Raw genomic sequence first — 15,862 nt, 5'->3', positions numbered from 1 at the left:
CGGGTGTTCGGGCAGGCTCCGGTCAGGGAGCCTTTTGTGCAATAGTGTCGTCACTGCGTAAAGTGAAGATTTCGTAACCGTCGGCGGTGACCAGCAGCGTGTGCTCCCATTGTGCCGAGAGCTTGCGGTCCTTGGTGATCGCCGTCCAGCCATCACCAAGGATCTTGGTTTCGGGGCGTCCCTGGTTGATCATCGGCTCGATAGTGAAGGTCATGCCTTCCTTGAGTTCGATACCGGTTCCGGCTTCGCCGAAGTGCATGACCTGCGGCTCTTCATGAAACACCTTGCCGATGCCGTGACCGCAGAACTCCCGGACCACCGAGAAACCGTTCTTTTCCGCATGCTTCTGAATGACTGCACCGATGTCGCCCAGGCGGGTGCCGGGTCTGACGATTTCGATGGCTTTGTACAGGCACTCCTGGGTCACCTTCGACAGGCGCTCGGCCCATACCGGAACGGTGCCGACATGGAACATCCTGCTGGTGTCGCCGTGGTACCCATCCTTTATGACGGTGACGTCGATGTTGAGCGAGTCGCCGTTCTTCAGTTTCTTGTCGCTCGGGATGCCGTGACAGACCACCTGATTGATCGAGGTGCAGATCGATTTCGGGAAGCCCTTGTAGTTCAGCGGGGCAGGAATCGCCTGTTGCTCGTTGACGATGTAATCGTGGCAGAGGCGATCCAGCTCTTCAGTGGTCACGCCAGGCTTGACGTGAGGCGCTATCATTTCCAGAACATCGGCGGCCAGACGACCGGCGATGCGCATCTTTTCGATGTCTTCCGGGGTTTTGAGGGTGATGGTCATACAGAATCTCTCGACGTGGCAGGCACGCGGTTGGTGCACAAAGGTGCAATTCTATCAGACCGTCGATGCCGGGTAATCATCGCTTCCTTCTATAGGTAATCGATGTGGCGCTAAAAGCACCGCAAAACAAGAACTTGATGGGAGTTCCGTTCTCTTCCCTTTTGTGATATAAAATGCGCCGCTTTCCAAGGTCCGTCCTTGAAGCACAAACCCACACACGTGTCGACACGATGACCTGGGTGCCTTTGGCAGATGCCACTGGTTGGTCATTGGGATACGTGGAGGCCTAACCCGACTTATCAAGGAACTATCATGTCCCAAGTCAATATGCGCGATATGCTGAAGGCCGGTGTGCACTTCGGTCACCAAACCCGTTACTGGAACCCGAAAATGGGTAAGTACATTTTCGGCGCGCGTAACAAGATTCACATCATCAACCTTGAAAAAACCCTGCCAATGTTCAACGAAGCACTGACTTTCGTTGAGCGCCTGGCGTCGGGCAAAAACAAGATTCTGTTCGTCGGCACCAAGCGTTCCGCTGGCAAGATCGTTGCTGAAGAAGCAGCACGTTGCGGTTCGCCGTACGTCGACCATCGCTGGTTGGGCGGCATGCTGACCAACTTCAAGACCATCCGTCAGTCGATCAAGCGTCTGCGCGAGCTGGAAGTACAGTCCGAAGACGGTACTTTCGCCAAGCTGACCAAGAAAGAAGCCCTGATGCGCACCCGTGATCTGGAAAAACTGGATCGCAGCCTGGGTGGTATCAAGGACATGGGCGGTCTGCCAGACGCACTGTTCGTTATCGACGTTGATCACGAGCGCATCGCGATCACCGAAGCCAACAAGCTGGGTATCCCGGTCATCGGCGTTGTCGATACCAACAGCAGCCCTGAGGGCGTTGACTACATCATCCCGGGCAACGATGACGCAATCCGCGCCATCCAGCTGTATATGGGTTCGATGGCTGATGCTGTTATCCGTGGTCGTAACAATATTGCTGGCGGCACCGACGTATTCGTCGAAGAAGCTCCAGCTGCAGCCGCTGTAGAAGGCTGAGTAAAAACGCCTGGCGTTTACTCAGTACGCGAAAAGGGGGCTTAGCCCCCTTTTTGCCACCTAGGAAATGATTTGTCGGTCTGTAGCCATGACCTTGCTGTCATGTGTTGCTGCCACCCTGATTTTTCAAGAATTGCACGCCCGGCGAGCCGGGTGGAATGGTTGAAGACCTATCCAAGAGGATTTTGAAATGGCAGAGATTACTGCAGCGTTGGTCAAAGAACTGCGCGAGCGTACCGGCGAAGGCATGATGGATTGCAAAAAGGCCTTGACCAAGGCTGGCGGCGACATCGAAAAAGCAATCGACGATATGCGTGCTTCCGGCGCAATCAAGGCCGCCAAGAAAGCAGGCAACGTTGCTGCTGAAGGCGCAATCGCTATCAAGGACGACGGCAAGGCTGCTGTCATCATCGAAGTCAACTCGCAGACCGACTTCCTGGCCCTGCAGGACGATTTCAAGAACTTTGTCTCTGAAAGCGTTGAAAAAGCCTTTGCTGACAAGCTGACTGATGTCGCTCCGCTGATCGAAGCTCAGGAAGCTGCGCGTCTGGTACTGGTCGGCAAGGTTGGCGAAAACGTCAACATCCGCCGCCTGAAGCGCATCGAGGGTGACGTTGTGGGTACTTACCTGCACGGCAACAAGATCGGTGTGGTTGTTACCCTCAAGGGTGGCAATGTCGAGCTGGCTAAAGACATCGCCATGCACGTGGCAGCAAGCAACCCCGAGTTCCTGTTCCCTTCGGAAGTTTCTGCCGAAGCGATCGAGCGCGAGAAGAACGTCTTCCTGCAATTGAACGAAGACAAGATCAAAGGCAAGCCAGCTGAAATCGTTGAGAAAATGGTTGGCGGCCGTATCACCAAGTTCCTGGCTGAAGCCAGCCTTGTTGAGCAGGCGTTCGTCAAGAACCCGGAAGTCAAGGTCGGTGATCTGGCCAAGAAAGCCGGCGCTGAAATCGTTTCCTTCACCTACTTCAAGGTAGGCGAAGGCATCGAGAAGCCAGTTGATAACTTCGCTGACGAAGTAGCTGCACAGCTGGCTGCCGCCAAGCAGTAAGACGGTTTTTCAACTGTCGCCCCAAAGAGGCTGCCCGCTTGCGCGTGCGGCCTCTTTGTCGAAAGGGGAAAGGAAATTTTCCTTGGAGATTGTGCTCACAAGGCTGCATTCTCCCGACGCGTGCCAAGCGTCAAGCTAAAGTATTCGCAGGCTTGAGATAGCCCGCACAGATTTTTTTCAGAAAACGCCGCAGGAGAGATTCGCAATGGCTCAGCAGGGCAGTGGTTATCAGGCTCGCTATAAACGCATTCTACTCAAGCTCAGCGGTGAAGCCCTCATGGGCTCGGAAGAGTTCGGCATTGACCCCAAAGTGCTGGACCGCATGGCGCTGGAAGTCGGTCAACTGGTCGGTATCGGCGTTCATGTCGGGCTGGTGATCGGCGGCGGTAATCTGTTCCGTGGCGCGGCCTTGAGTGCTGCGGGCATGGATCGGGTGACAGGCGACCACATGGGCATGCTGGCCACTGTGATGAACGCCCTGGCAATGCGCGATGCGCTGGAGCGCGCTAATATCACGGCCATCGTGATGTCGGCCATTTCCATGCTGGGCGTGACCGACCATTATGACCGTCGCAAGGCCATGCGCCATCTCAGCGCCAAAGAGGTGGTGATCTTTGCTGCGGGTACGGGTAATCCGTTCTTTACGACTGATTCGGCTGCCTGCCTGCGCGCGATCGAGATCGACGCCGATGTGGTGCTCAAGGCGACCAAGGTGGACGGCGTGTACACCGCAGATCCTTTCAAGGACCCAAATGCCGAGAAGTTCGATCATCTGACTTACGATGAGGTGCTGGATCGCAAGCTGGGTGTAATGGATCTGACCGCAATCTGCCTGTGTCGCGACCACAAGATGCCATTGCGCGTCTTTAACATGAACAAGCCGGGTGCCCTTCTGAATATCGTCCATGGTGGCGCTGAAGGAACCCTGATCGAGGAAGCCCAACAATGATCAACGAAATCAAGAAAGATGCTCAGACCCGTATGCAGAAGAGTCTGGAGTCGCTGACGCATGCGTTTACCCGAATCCGTACCGGCAAAGCGCACCCAAGCATTCTGGGTGGTGTCATGGTCCCTTACTACGGTGCCGATACCCCGCTGAGCCAGGTCGCCAACGTGACCGTCAAAGACTCGCGCACCCTTCAGGTCGTGGCGTTCGAGCGCAATATGCTCGCGGCTGTCGACAAGGCCATCCAGAGCTCCGGGCTGGGCTTCAACCCCACCAACCTGGGTGAGCTGCTGTTGATCTCCATGCCGGCACTGACCGAGGAAACCCGCAAGGGCTTCACCAAGCAGGCGCGCGATGCTGCTGAAGACGCTCGTGTGGCGGTGCGCAACATCCGTCGTGACGCGCTTGGCCAGTTGAAAGACCTGGTCAAGGAAAAGGAAATCAGCGAAGACGAAGAGCGTCGCGCAGCTGACGACGTGCAAAAGCTGACCGACAAGTTCGTTGCGGAAATCGAAGTTGCGGTCAAGCAGAAAGAAGCTGATCTGATGGCTGTTTAAGGTTTCGGACGCTTTCATGGAAAAGATAAAACCGGCCGTGCCGTCATCGGTACCGCGCCATGTTGCGATTATCATGGATGGTAATAATCGCTGGGCCAAGAAGCGTCTGCTACCGGGCGTTGCTGGCCATAAGGCGGGTGTCGACGCCGTGCGGGCCGTGATCGAAGTGTGTGCCGAAGCCAAGGTCGAGGTGCTGACACTGTTCGCGTTCTCCAGTGAAAACTGGCAGCGACCGGCCGAAGAGGTCGGTGCACTGATGGAGTTGTTTTTCACGGCGCTGCGCCGTGAAACCAAACGCCTGAACGAGAACGACATCAGCCTGCGGATCATTGGCGATCGCTCGCGTTTTCATCCTGAGCTTCAGGCCGCAATGCGTGAGGCGGAAGTGCGCACGTCCGGCAACAGTCGGTTTGTGCTGCAGATCGCTGCCAACTACGGTGGGCAGTGGGACATCGCGCAGGCCGCCCAACGGCTGGCGCGCGAGGTTCAGGCGGGGCACTTGCAACCGGAAGACATTACCCCTGATCTACTGCAGACCTGCCTGGCAACGGGTGATCTGCCGCTGCCTGACCTGTGCATCCGCACGGGAGGCGAGCACCGCATCAGTAATTTCCTGCTCTGGCAGCTGGCGTATGCCGAGCTGTACTTCTCCGACCTGTTCTGGCCGGACTTCAAACACGATGCCATGCGCGCCGCGCTGGCAGATTTCGCTTCTCGCCAACGTCGCTTCGGTAAAACCAGCGAACAGGTAGAAGCTGGAGCCCGGGCTTAATGCTGAAACAACGGATCATCACGGCACTCATTCTTTTGCCGATCGCCCTGTGTGGGTTTTTCCTGCTGACCGGTATGTACTTCGCCCTGTTTATCGGGGTGGTGGTTGTGCTGGGTGCCTGGGAGTGGGCGCGGCTTGCAGGGTTTGCCGCGCAGTCGATGCGCATCGGCTATGCGGCCGTGGTCGCAGTGCTGCTGTTTCTCATGTATCTGCTGCCGGGGCTTGAGCCCTGGGTGCTTGTTGCGGCAGTTATCTGGTGGAGCGTAGCGACCTTTCTGGTTCTTACCTATCCAGACTCCAGCAGCCATTGGGCAAGCGCCGCCTGCAAGCTGGTGATCGGCCTTCTGATCTTGCTGCCTGCCTGGCAGGGGTTGGTGCTGATCAAGCAGTGGCCATTGGGTAACTGGCTTATCTTGTCGGTAATGGTGCTGGTCTGGGCTGCCGACATTGGCGCCTACTTCTCCGGAAAGGCTTTCGGCAAACGCAAGCTGGCTCCGAAGGTGAGTCCTGGCAAGAGCTGGGAAGGGGTATACGGTGGTCTGGCGGTCAGTCTGGGTATTACGGCAGCCGTGGGCGTTTCCCGCGACTGGACCGTTGTTCAGTTCATCGCAGGGCTTCTGGGTGCCGCAGTGATCGTGTTCATTTCGGTGATTGGCGACCTGACTGAAAGCATGTTCAAGCGCCAGTCCGGCGTCAAGGACAGCAGCAATCTGCTGCCTGGGCACGGCGGAGTGCTGGACCGTATCGACAGCCTTACGGCAGCCATTCCGGTATTCGCCGTTCTGCTCTGGGCTGCTGACTGGGGTGTCATGTGAGTGGTCCCCAGCAAATCACCATTCTGGGTGCAACCGGCTCTATCGGCCTGAGCACTCTGGATGTCGTTGCACGCCATCCTGCGCTTTATCAAGTGTTCGCGCTGACCGGCTTCAGTCGCCTGGATGAATTGCTGGCCCTGTGCATCCGGCATACACCGCAATACGCCGTGGTTCCCGATCAGGCTGTCGCCCGCAAGTTGCAGGACGACCTCGCTGTGGCCGGACTCGATACCCGGGTTCTGGCAGGCGAGGGCGGTCTGTGCGAAGTGGCGGCGCACCCTCGGGTCGATGCAGTGATGGCGGCTATTGTCGGTGCGGCAGGTCTGCGTCCTACTCTGGCTGCAGTAGAGGCAGGCAAGAAGGTGTTGCTGGCCAACAAGGAGGCGCTGGTCATGTCCGGCGCCCTGTTCATGCAGGCTGTTCGGCAGAGTGGTGCAGTGCTGTTGCCCATCGACAGTGAACACAATGCGATTTTCCAGTGTCTGCCTGGCGACTTCGCTCGCGGGCTCGGCGCTGTCGGCGTCAGGCGGATAATGCTGACAGCCTCGGGTGGGCCGTTTCGCGAAACGCCACTGGAGCAGTTGCAGAATGTGACGCCTGAGCAGGCTTGTGCCCATCCGGTCTGGTCGATGGGCCGCAAGATCTCCGTTGATTCGGCGACCATGATGAACAAGGGGCTCGAGTTGATCGAAGCCTGCTGGCTGTTCGACGCGCGCCCGGATCAGGTCGAGGTGGTGATCCACCCTCAGAGCGTGATCCATTCATTGGTCGATTACGTCGATGGCTCGGTGCTGGCTCAGTTGGGCAATCCAGACATGCGTACGCCTATCGCCAATGCCCTGGCCTGGCCTGCACGTGTAGACTCTGGCGTTGCGCCACTCGATCTGTTTCGTATTGGACAGCTGGATTTTCAAAAGCCGGACGAGGAGCGTTTTCCTTGTCTGCGGCTGGCGCGTCAGGCGGCGGAGGCCGGGGGCAGCGCGCCTGCCATGCTTAACGCTGCCAACGAAGTAGCCGTTGCTGCATTCCTTGATGGGCGTATCCGTTATCTGGAAATCGCCGGTATGATCGAGGAGGTTCTGAATCATGAGCCTGTGACTGCGGTCGAAGGGCTCGATGCGGTTTTTGCTGCAGATGCGAAAGCGCGTTTGCTGGCAGGCCAATGGCTTGAAAGAAGTGGGCGATAGCGATCTGACGGCCCGTCAGGATATGAAGGAACGGGTCGATGTGGTGCGTGGCGGGCTTGGAAGCCTGTGATGATTAACACACTGGCCGACCAGTCGGTACCCGGAGAAGGCTGATGAGCGCTTTATACATGATTCTCGGCACCCTGATTGCACTGGGCGTGCTGGTGACCTTCCACGAATTCGGCCACTTCTGGGTGGCCCGTCGGTGTGGGGTCAAGGTGCTGCGTTTTTCGGTAGGCTTCGGCACGCCGCTTCTGCGCTGGAGTGATCGTCACGGTACGGAGTACGTCGTCGCTGCGATTCCCTTGGGCGGCTATGTAAAAATGCTCGACGAGCGTGAAGGCAATGTCCCGCCGGAGTTGGCCGATCAATCGTTCAATCGCAAGACAGTCGGGCAGCGGATCGCGATCGTAATCGCGGGCCCTACCGCCAATTTCCTGCTGGCCATCGCATTTTTCTGGGTGCTGGCGATGATGGGCAGCGAGCAGGTGCGCCCGGTTATCGGCGCGGTCGAGTCCGGGAGCATCGCACAGCAGGCCGGTCTGGCTGCCGGGCAGGAAATCGTCGAAGTCGATGGCGAACCGACATCGGGTTGGGCCGGGGTCAACCTGCAACTGGTCCGCCGTCTGGGCGAAAGCGGTACTATCGCGCTGAAAGTCAGGGACCAAGGGGCTTCTGTCGACACGCCTCATGAGCTGGTACTGAGCGACTGGCTCAGGGGCGCTGAAGAGCCTGATCCTATCAAGTCGCTGGGTATTCGTCCGTGGCGTCCGGCCTTGTTGCCGGTGCTGGCGGAGATCGATCCAAAAGGTCCGGCCCACGGTGCCGGGCTTAAAACCGGCGACCGCCTGATTTCGATGGACGGTCAGCCGCTCAATGAATGGCAGCAGGTTGTCGACCGGGTGCGCGAGCGTCCCGACGCGAAAGTATCGATGCGCGTTGAGCGTGATGGCGTGCAAATGGACATGCCGGTAACGCTCGCCGCCAAAGGTGAAGGCAAAGCAGCCGCAGGTTACCTGGGCGCCGGTGTAAAAGCTGTCGACTGGCCACCGGAAATGCTGCGTGAGGTCAGCTATGGTCCTTTCGCCGCGATGGGCGAGGGTATAAAGCGTACCTGGAACATGAGCGTACTGACCCTGGACTCGCTGAAGAAAATGTTGTTCGGCGAGCTCTCGGTAAAAAACTTGAGTGGACCGATAACCATTGCTAAAGTGGCGGGCGCTTCGGCCCAGTCGGGCATCGGAGATTTTCTGAACTTCCTCGCTTATCTGAGTATCAGCCTGGGCGTTCTGAATCTGCTGCCCATTCCCGTCCTGGACGGGGGGCATTTGCTGTTTTATCTGATCGAGTGGGCGCGTGGTCGTCCCCTTTCGGAAAAGGTTCAAGGTTGGGGGGCGCAGATCGGTATCAGTCTGGTAGTGGGCGTAATGTTGCTCGCGCTGGTCAACGATCTGGGCCGACTGTAAAGCTTTGCCGAGTTGCGAATCTGCCGCATTTTGCGGCAGTTTGTTTATTGCCAGTTGGAATAAGAAAGGACTTCATGAAACGTCTGCTGCTAACTGCGGTTCTTTCCGCACTGATGATCGCTGAAGTTCACGCCGAGTCCTTCACCATCTCCGATATTCGTGTCAATGGCCTGCAGCGGGTTTCCGCTGGCAGTGTCTTTGGTGCGCTGCCGCTGAACGTGGGCGAGCAGGCGGACGATGGTCGTTTGGTCGATGCTACCCGTTCGCTGTTCAAAACCGGTTTCTTTCAAGATATCCAGCTGGGTCGCGATGGCAACGTACTCGTCATCAACGTCGTCGAACGCCCTTCGGTCGCAAGTATCGAAATCGAGGGCAACAAGGCCATTTCCACCGAAGACCTGATGAAAGGGCTGAAACAGTCCGGTCTGGCCGAGGGTGAAATTTTCCAGCGTGCAACCCTCGAAGGTGTGCGTAACGAGCTGCAACGCCAATACGTTGCCCAGGGCCGTTACTCTGCCGAGGTTGATGCCGAGGTCGTTCCACAGCCGCGCAACCGCGTAGGGCTGAAAATCAACATCAATGAAGGCACTGTAGCCTCCATTCAACACATCAACGTGGTCGGCAATACGGTCTTTTCCGATGAAGACCTGACCGACCTGTTCGAGCTCAAGACCAGCAACTGGCTGTCGTTCTTCAAGAATGACGACAAATATGCCCGTGAAAAGCTGTCGGGTGACCTTGAGCGTCTGCGTTCGTACTACCTCGATCGCGGCTATATCAATATGGATATCGCCTCGACTCAGGTCTCGATCACGCCTGACAAGAAGAACGTCTACATCACGGTCAACATCAACGAAGGCGAGAAGTACAGCGTCAAATCGGTGAAACTGAGCGGCGACCTGAAGGTGCCTGAAGATCAGGTCAAATCCTTGCTGCTGGTGCAGCCAGGGCAAGTCTTCTCGCGCAAGGTCATGACCACGACCTCCGAGTTGATCACCCGTCGTCTGGGTAACGAAGGCTATACCTTCGCCAACGTCAACGGCGTGCCGACCCCGAACAACGAAGACCACACTGTCGATATCACCTTCGTGGTTGATCCCGGCAAGCGTGCTTACGTCAACCGCATCAACTACCGCGGCAACACCAAGTCGGAAGACGAAGTGCTGCGTCGCGAAATGCGTCAGATGGAAGGCGGCTGGGCATCGACCTACCTGATCGACCAGTCGAAAACCCGTCTGGACCGTCTGGGCTTCTTCAAGGAAGTCAACGTCGAAACGCCACCTGTTCCAGGCACCGACGATCAGGTCGATGTGAACTACGCCGTTGAAGAGCAGGCGTCCGGTTCGATCACCGCCAGCGTGGGTTTTGCGCAAAGCGCCGGTCTGATCCTCGGTGGTTCGATCAGCCAGAACAACTTCCTGGGTACGGGTAACAAGGTCAGCATCGGCCTGACCCGCAGTGAATACCAGAGCCGTTACAACTTCAGCTATGTCGATCCGTACTACACGCCGGACGGTGTCAGCCTGGGTTACAGCGCGTTCTATCGCACCACCAACTACGACGACCTCGACGTCGATGTTGCAAGCTATGCGGTTGATAGTCTGGGTGCCGGTATCAACCTTGGCTACCCGATCAGCGAGACCTCGCGCCTGACGTACGGCCTGACCGTGCAGCAGGACGAGATCAAGACCGGCAAATATACCGTTGACGAGATTTTCGACTTCGTCGAGAAAGAAGGCGACAAGTACCTGAACTTCAAGGGGTCGGTTGGCTGGTCTGAATCGACTCTGAACAAAGGCGTACTGGCGACCCGTGGTCATTCGCAAAGCCTGGTGTTCGAATCCACCTTGCCTGGCAGCGACCTGTCGTTCTTCAAGCTGGATTACCGTGCTCAGTACTTCCACCCGATCACCGACAACTACACCCTGCGTCTGCACACCGAGCTGGGTTACGGCGACGGGTACGGTTCGACTTCGGGTCTGCCGTTCTACGAGAACTACTATGCGGGTGGTTTCAACTCGGTACGTGGCTTCAAGGACAGTACGCTCGGCCCGCGCAGTACGCCGAGTAATGGTTCCAAGCCGGGCACATTGGCTGACCCGGATCAGGATCCACTGCCATTTGGCGGTAACGCCCTGGTTCAGGGTGGCGTAGAAGTCATGTTCCCGCTGCCATTCGTCAAGGATCAGCGTTCCCTGCGCACCTCCGTGTTCTGGGATGTCGGCAACGTATTTGACACCAATTGCGATTCCAGCAGGAAGACAGCCAGTGACAAGAAAGTCGAATGCAACAACATCGACCTTTCCGGCATGGCCAGCTCTGTGGGTATCGGCGTCACCTGGATCACCGCGCTCGGCCCGCTGAGCTTCGCCCTGGCGATGCCGATCAAGAAGCCGGACGACGAAGCCGAAACGCAGGTCTTCCAATTCTCCCTGGGTCAGACGTTCTAAGCGTCTGATCTTTGATAACGCAACGAATTTTGTAGGAGTTGTATTGTGCGTAAGTTGACTCAATTGGTAATGCTGGCAACCGTACTGGTCGCAAGCCCTGCATTCGCCGACATGAAAATCGCGGTACTGAACTATCAGATGGCCTTGCTGGAATCTGACGCTGCCAAGAAATACGCTGTCGATGCCGAGAAGAAATTCGGCCCGCAACTGACCAAACTGAAAAGTCTGGAAAGCAGCGCCAAGGGTATTCAGGATCGTCTGGTGAGTGGCGGTGACAAAATGGCTCAGCCTGAGCGGGAGCGTCTTGAGCTTGAATTCAAGCAAAAAGCGCGTGACTTCCAGTTCCAGTCCAAAGAACTGAACGAATCCAAAGCCGTTGCTGACCGCGAAATGCTCAAGCAGCTCAAGCCTAAGCTGGACCAGGCTGTTGAAGAAGTCATCAAGAAAGGCGGCTTTGACCTGGTTTTCGAGCGCGGTGCAGTGATTGACGTCAAGCCTCAATATGACGTTACTCGCCAGGTCATCGAGCGCATGAATCAGCTGAAGTAACCATGAGCATAACCATCAAGCTCGGCCAGCTGGCCGAGTTCCTTGGCGCCACGCTTCGTGGCGACAAGGACAAGGACATTACCGGGCTGGCCACTTTGCAAGAGGCCGGCCCTGGTCAGATCAGTTTTCTGGCAAAGTCCGGGTACCGTAAATTTCTGGTAGATGCCCAGGCTGCTGCCGTGTTGCTCAAGCCCGCAGACGCCGACAGCTACACCGGCGACGCGCTGTTGGTCCCGGATCCTTACCTGGCCTATGCGCGCATTTCGCACTTTTTCGACCCTAAGCCCAAGAGCGTGGCCGGCGTTCACCCTACAGCGGTGATTGCCGACGATGCTCTGGTCGATCCTGCCGCCAGTATTGGCGCTTTCGTCGTTATCGAGAGCGGTGCCCGTATTGCGGCCAATGTCACCATTGGTGCGCATTGCTTCATCGGCGCTCGTTGTGAAATCGGTGAAGGTGGCTGGCTGGCACCACGTGTGACGCTCTATCACGATGTTCGTATTGGCAAGCGCGTGGTCATTCAGTCGGGTGCGGTACTGGGCGGTGAAGGCTTTGGCTTTGCCAATGAAAAGGGTGTCTGGCAGAAGATTGCCCAGATCGGCGGCGTCACCCTGGGTGATGATGTCGAGATCGGCGTCAATACGGCGATTGATCGTGGTGCGCTGGCTGATACGCGAATTGGCAACGGTGTGAAGCTGGATAACCAGATCCAGATCGCCCACAACGTACAGATTGGCGATCACACGGCAATGGCTGCGTGTGTCGGCATTTCCGGAAGCACCAAGATAGGCAAGCACTGCATGCTGGCTGGCGGTGTCGGTCTGGTGGGGCATATCGAAATTTGCGATGGCGTTTTCATCACCGGCATGACGATGGTGACGCATTCCATTACCGAGCCGGGTTCCTACTCGTCGGGTACGGCCATGCAGCCAGCCGCCGAGTGGCGCAAGAGCGCAGCTCGTCTGCGCAAGATCGATGACATGGCGCGGCGTCTGCAAAAGCTCGAAAAGGCTGTCGAGACGGTGACCTGCTCCGATAATCGCTCATCTGATGGCTGATACCTTTTTAATATCAAGCGTGCACAGTCGATAAACTGCCTCCTTGATGTAGAGGGGTGTTGCGCAGTCGCGACGCACCCCTAATCTTTACTACAGGCTTCCCCTCGAAATGATGGACATCAAAGAAATTCGCGAATACCTGCCTCACCGTTACCCGTTCCTGCTGGTGGATCGTGTGACCGAGCTGGATGTCGAGAACAAGAACATTCGCGCCTACAAGAATGTCAGCGTCAACGAGCCTTTTTTCAACGGTCATTTCCCCGAGCATCCCATCATGCCGGGCGTCCTGATCATCGAAGCGATGGCGCAGGCTGCGGGTATTCTTGCGTTCAAGATGCTTGATGCGAAACCATCCGACGGTACACTTTATTATTTCGTGGGTTCGGACAAGCTGCGCTTCCGTCACCCTGTTCTGCCGGGCGACCAGCTGGTTCTTGAAGCGAAGTTCCTGAGCTGCAAGCGTCAGATCTGGAAGTTCGAATGCAAGGCTACAGTTGATGGCAAGGCAGTGTGCTCTGCCGAGATCATCTGTGCGGAACGTAAACTATGAGTTTGATTGACCCTCGCGCAATCATCGATCCGACGGCCATTCTGGCCGACAACGTTGAGGTCGGCCCCTGGTCGATCGTCGGAGCCGGTGTGGAAATTGGCGAGGGTACAGTCGTCGGTCCCCATGTTGTCCTCAAGGGGCCAACCAGGATCGGCAAGCACAATCGCATCTACCAGTTCTCGTCGGTAGGTGAAGACACGCCTGATCTGAAATACAAGGGCGAGGAAACCCGCCTTGTCATCGGCGATCACAACGTGATCCGGGAAGGGGTGACCATTCATCGCGGGACGGTTCAGGACCGTGCCGAAACCACGCTGGGCGACCACAACCTGATCATGGCCTACGCTCATATCGGGCATGACAGCGTGATCGGCAACCACGTGATTCTGGTCAACAACACCGCGCTGGCGGGTCATGTTCATGTCGATGACTGGGCTATCCTGTCCGGCTTCACTCTTGTGCATCAGTTCTGCCACATCGGTGCTCACAGCTTCTCCGGCATGGGTACGGCGATCGGCAAGGATGTCCCAGCGTTCGTGACGGTCTTCGGCAACCCGGCCGAAGCGCGCAGCATGAACTTCGAAGGCATGCGCCGTCGCGGCTTCTCCGAAGAAGCCATTCATGCGCTGCGCAGAGCCTACAAGACGGTTTATCGTCAGGGGCTGACCATCGCCCAGGCACTGTCCGATCTGGCCGAGCCAGCGGCTCGGTTCCCGGAAGTAGCCGTATTCCTGCAGTCCATCCAGACGTCGACTCGCGGCATCATTCGCTAATCATGACCAAGCCATTATGTATTGCCCTGGTCGCTGGTGAAGCATCCGGCGATATCCTCGGATCCGGTCTGATGCGGGCCCTCAAGTTACGCCACCCCGATGTGCGCTTCATCGGCGTAGGTGGCCCGCTGATGGAAGCTGAAGGCATGCAGTCTTATTTTCCGATGGAGCGCTTGTCGGTAATGGGACTGGTCGAGGTTCTCGGTCGGTTGCGTGAGTTGCTGGCGCGACGCAAGTTGCTGGTCCAGACCCTGATCGATGAAAAGCCGGACGTCTTCATCGGTATCGATGCCCCCGATTTCACGCTTAACATCGAACTGCAACTGCGCCGCGCCGGAATCAAGACCGTGCACTATGTCAGCCCTTCAGTCTGGGCCTGGCGTCAGAAGCGTGTGCTGAAGATTCGTGAAGGCTGTGATCTGATGCTGACCTTGTTGCCGTTCGAAGCCCGATTCTATGAAGAGAAGGGCGTGCCGGTGCGTTTTGTCGGTCATCCGTTGGCGGACACCATCCCTCTGGAATCCGATCGTGCCTCTGCGCGTGCAGAGCTGGGCCTCGCCCTGGAAGCGCCTGTCGTCGCCCTGATGCCGGGTAGCCGGGGCGGCGAAGTAGGGCGTCTGGGCGGGTTGTTTTTCGATGCTGCCGAGCTTTTGCTCGCGCAGCGCCCTGGTTTGCGCTTCGTACTGCCTTGCGCCAGCCCGCAGCGACGGGTTCAGGTAGAGCAACTGTTGCAAGACCGCAATTTGCCGGTCACGCTGCTCGACGGACAGTCACATGTCGCGCTGGCAGCTTGCGATGCGGTACTCATCGCCTCCGGTACCGCCACTCTGGAAGCCCTGCTTTACAAACGACCGATGGTGGTCGCCTATCGTCTGGCACCGCTGACCTTCTGGATACTCAAACGAATGGTCAAAAGCCCTTACGTGTCGCTGCCTAATCTGCTGGCCCAGCGCCTACTGGTGCCAGAGTTGCTGCAGGATGATGCCACCCCCGAAGCGCTGGCCCGGACGCTGTTGCCACTGATCGAAGACGGCGGTGCGCAAACCGCTGGTTTCGATGCCATTCACCGTACGCTGCGTCGCGATGCGTCCAATCAGGCCGCCGATGCGGTGTTGAGCCTGCTTGGCCAGTCGCCTTCGTTGTGAGGTCGCCCATCATGCAGTCAGGTCTGGATTTCACCCTCGTCGAGGATCTGGTAGCGGGTGTTGATGAAGTGGGCCGCGGTCCACTGTGCGGCGCGGTTGTAACGGCGGCTGTCATTCTCGACCCTGCCCGGCCTATTCTCGGGCTCAACGATTCGAAAAAACTGACCGAAGCCAGGCGCGAGAAGCTGTACGTCGAAATTCAGGAAAAGGCCCTGTGCTGGTTTATCGCCCGGGCTGAAGTTGAAGAAATCGATCGGTTGAATATCCTGCACGCCACGATGCTGGCCATGAAGCGCGCCGTTGAAGGGCTGAGCATCACGCCGAAGCTTGCCCTGATCGACGGCAACCGCTGCCCTCAGCTGTCCGTACCCTCGGCTCCGGTAGTAAAGGGTGACTCCAAAGTGCCAGCCATCGCAGCCGCATCGATTCTCGCCAAAGTGAGCCGGGATCGGGAAATGGCGGCATTTGAACGCATCTATCCGGGTTATGGCATCGGCGGGCACAAGGGTTATCCTACGCCGGTGCACCTGGAGGCATTGGCCCGACTCGGACCTACGCCCATTCATCGACGCTCCTTTGCGCCAGTGCGTGCGGCCCATGAGGCGCGTTCATCGATAATGATCGGCGGCGCGATGCCGTTTCCGGTCGGCTTATTGCAGGACTGACGTTTCATCCCGGG

Annotated in this window: 16 protein-coding genes; 15 read left to right on the top strand and 1 reads right to left on the bottom strand. The window is 57.5% G+C overall.

Annotated features, from left to right (window positions below; genetic code table 11):
* Positions 1–22: 22 nt before the first annotated feature.
* Positions 23–805, bottom strand: a complete 783-nt coding sequence (gene map / locus ALO80_RS23315; protein ID WP_054986440.1) for a type I methionyl aminopeptidase — start codon at positions 803–805, stop codon at positions 23–25.
* Positions 806–1,117: 312 nt separating this feature from the next.
* Here map and rpsB point away from each other — a divergent pair, with 312 nt between their 5' ends.
* The 15 genes from rpsB (at position 1,118) to rnhB (ending at position 15,848) form a co-directional block, all read left to right on the top strand.
* The gene (gene rpsB, locus ALO80_RS23310) at positions 1,118–1,861 is read left to right on the top strand and encodes a 30S ribosomal protein S2 (protein WP_055010693.1); all 744 of its coding nucleotides are present in this window, start codon (positions 1,118–1,120) and stop codon (positions 1,859–1,861) included.
* Positions 1,862–2,051: 190 nt separating this feature from the next.
* Positions 2,052–2,915 carry a translation elongation factor Ts gene (gene tsf / locus ALO80_RS23305; RefSeq protein WP_055010692.1) on the top strand — a complete coding sequence of 288 codons (864 nt, stop codon included), beginning with the start codon at positions 2,052–2,054 and terminating at the stop codon, positions 2,913–2,915.
* A 205-nt stretch (positions 2,916–3,120) separates the two neighbouring features.
* Positions 3,121–3,864, top strand: a complete 744-nt coding sequence (pyrH, locus tag ALO80_RS23300; protein WP_055010691.1) for a UMP kinase — start codon at positions 3,121–3,123, stop codon at positions 3,862–3,864.
* Positions 3,861–4,418 (top strand): ribosome recycling factor, encoded by a 558-nt coding sequence (gene frr, locus ALO80_RS23295; protein ID WP_054986438.1) that lies wholly within the window; start codon positions 3,861–3,863, stop codon positions 4,416–4,418. Before pyrH ends, frr begins: the two co-directional genes overlap by 4 nt.
* Positions 4,419–4,434: 16 nt before the next feature.
* Positions 4,435–5,190 (top strand): polyprenyl diphosphate synthase, encoded by a 756-nt coding sequence (uppS, locus tag ALO80_RS23290; protein WP_054986437.1) that lies wholly within the window; start codon positions 4,435–4,437, stop codon positions 5,188–5,190.
* A complete protein-coding gene (locus ALO80_RS23285) occupies positions 5,190–6,005 on the top strand; it encodes a phosphatidate cytidylyltransferase (protein ID WP_055010690.1) in 816 nt (271 codons plus the stop codon). The genes uppS and ALO80_RS23285 overlap by 1 nt, the downstream gene beginning before the upstream one ends.
* A complete protein-coding gene (gene ispC / locus ALO80_RS23280) occupies positions 6,002–7,192 on the top strand; it encodes a 1-deoxy-D-xylulose-5-phosphate reductoisomerase (RefSeq protein ID WP_055010689.1) in 1,191 nt (396 codons plus the stop codon). The genes ALO80_RS23285 and ispC overlap by 4 nt, the downstream gene beginning before the upstream one ends.
* A gap of 113 nt (positions 7,193–7,305) precedes the next feature.
* Positions 7,306–8,658: a sigma E protease regulator RseP gene (gene rseP / locus ALO80_RS23275; protein ID WP_055006843.1), complete on the top strand. Its 1,353-nt coding sequence runs from the start codon at positions 7,306–7,308 to the stop codon at positions 8,656–8,658.
* A 74-nt stretch (positions 8,659–8,732) separates the two neighbouring features.
* Entirely contained in the window at positions 8,733–11,108 is a 2,376-nt protein-coding gene (gene bamA / locus ALO80_RS23270; protein WP_055010688.1) for an outer membrane protein assembly factor BamA, read from the top strand.
* A 45-nt stretch (positions 11,109–11,153) separates the two neighbouring features.
* Entirely contained in the window at positions 11,154–11,657 is a 504-nt protein-coding gene (locus tag ALO80_RS23265) for an OmpH family outer membrane protein (RefSeq protein ID WP_055010687.1), read from the top strand.
* A 2-nt stretch (positions 11,658–11,659) separates the two neighbouring features.
* Positions 11,660–12,715, top strand: coding sequence for a UDP-3-O-(3-hydroxymyristoyl)glucosamine N-acyltransferase (gene lpxD / locus ALO80_RS23260; protein ID WP_054986432.1), 1,056 nt, complete (start codon positions 11,660–11,662; stop codon positions 12,713–12,715).
* 109 nt (positions 12,716–12,824) lie between these two features.
* Positions 12,825–13,265: a 3-hydroxyacyl-ACP dehydratase FabZ gene (fabZ, locus tag ALO80_RS23255; protein ID WP_054986431.1), complete on the top strand. Its 441-nt coding sequence runs from the start codon at positions 12,825–12,827 to the stop codon at positions 13,263–13,265.
* A complete protein-coding gene (gene lpxA / locus ALO80_RS23250) occupies positions 13,262–14,038 on the top strand; it encodes an acyl-ACP--UDP-N-acetylglucosamine O-acyltransferase (RefSeq protein WP_054986430.1) in 777 nt (258 codons plus the stop codon). The genes fabZ and lpxA overlap by 4 nt, the downstream gene beginning before the upstream one ends.
* A gap of 2 nt (positions 14,039–14,040) precedes the next feature.
* Positions 14,041–15,183, top strand: coding sequence for a lipid-A-disaccharide synthase (gene lpxB, locus ALO80_RS23245; RefSeq protein ID WP_055010686.1), 1,143 nt, complete (start codon positions 14,041–14,043; stop codon positions 15,181–15,183).
* Positions 15,184–15,194: 11 nt separating this feature from the next.
* The gene (rnhB, locus tag ALO80_RS23240) at positions 15,195–15,848 is read left to right on the top strand and encodes a ribonuclease HII (protein WP_054986428.1); all 654 of its coding nucleotides are present in this window, start codon (positions 15,195–15,197) and stop codon (positions 15,846–15,848) included.
* Positions 15,849–15,862: the final 14 nt, after the last annotated feature.

The sequence above is a fragment of the Pseudomonas caricapapayae genome (assembly GCF_001400735.1).
Classification (GTDB): Bacteria; Pseudomonadota; Gammaproteobacteria; order Pseudomonadales; family Pseudomonadaceae; genus Aquipseudomonas; species Aquipseudomonas caricapapayae.
The sequence above is the reverse complement of the archived record's forward strand: the minus strand, read 5'-3'. Positions and strand labels throughout refer to the sequence as shown.

What these genes read in the sequence shown, in the direction of transcription:
- ALO80_RS23285 (WP_055010690.1), top strand. Translation starts at nt 5,190, where the DNA reads ATGCTGAAACAACGGATCATCACGGCACTCATTCTTTTGCCGATCGCC.
- frr (WP_054986438.1), top strand. Translation starts at nt 3,861, where the DNA reads ATGATCAACGAAATCAAGAAAGATGCTCAGACCCGTATGCAGAAGAGT.
- tsf (WP_055010692.1), top strand. Translation starts at nt 2,052, where the DNA reads ATGGCAGAGATTACTGCAGCGTTGGTCAAAGAACTGCGCGAGCGTACC.
- map (WP_054986440.1), bottom strand. Translation starts at nt 805, where the DNA reads ATGACCATCACCCTCAAAACCCCGGAAGACATCGAAAAGATGCGCATC.
- fabZ (WP_054986431.1), top strand. Translation starts at nt 12,825, where the DNA reads ATGATGGACATCAAAGAAATTCGCGAATACCTGCCTCACCGTTACCCG.
- uppS (WP_054986437.1), top strand. Translation starts at nt 4,435, where the DNA reads ATGGAAAAGATAAAACCGGCCGTGCCGTCATCGGTACCGCGCCATGTT.
- rpsB (WP_055010693.1), top strand. Translation starts at nt 1,118, where the DNA reads ATGTCCCAAGTCAATATGCGCGATATGCTGAAGGCCGGTGTGCACTTC.
- lpxB (WP_055010686.1), top strand. Translation starts at nt 14,041, where the DNA reads ATGACCAAGCCATTATGTATTGCCCTGGTCGCTGGTGAAGCATCCGGC.
- bamA (WP_055010688.1), top strand. Translation starts at nt 8,733, where the DNA reads ATGAAACGTCTGCTGCTAACTGCGGTTCTTTCCGCACTGATGATCGCT.
- lpxD (WP_054986432.1), top strand. Translation starts at nt 11,660, where the DNA reads ATGAGCATAACCATCAAGCTCGGCCAGCTGGCCGAGTTCCTTGGCGCC.
- rnhB (WP_054986428.1), top strand. Translation starts at nt 15,195, where the DNA reads ATGCAGTCAGGTCTGGATTTCACCCTCGTCGAGGATCTGGTAGCGGGT.
- pyrH (WP_055010691.1), top strand. Translation starts at nt 3,121, where the DNA reads ATGGCTCAGCAGGGCAGTGGTTATCAGGCTCGCTATAAACGCATTCTA.
- rseP (WP_055006843.1), top strand. Translation starts at nt 7,306, where the DNA reads ATGAGCGCTTTATACATGATTCTCGGCACCCTGATTGCACTGGGCGTG.
- lpxA (WP_054986430.1), top strand. Translation starts at nt 13,262, where the DNA reads ATGAGTTTGATTGACCCTCGCGCAATCATCGATCCGACGGCCATTCTG.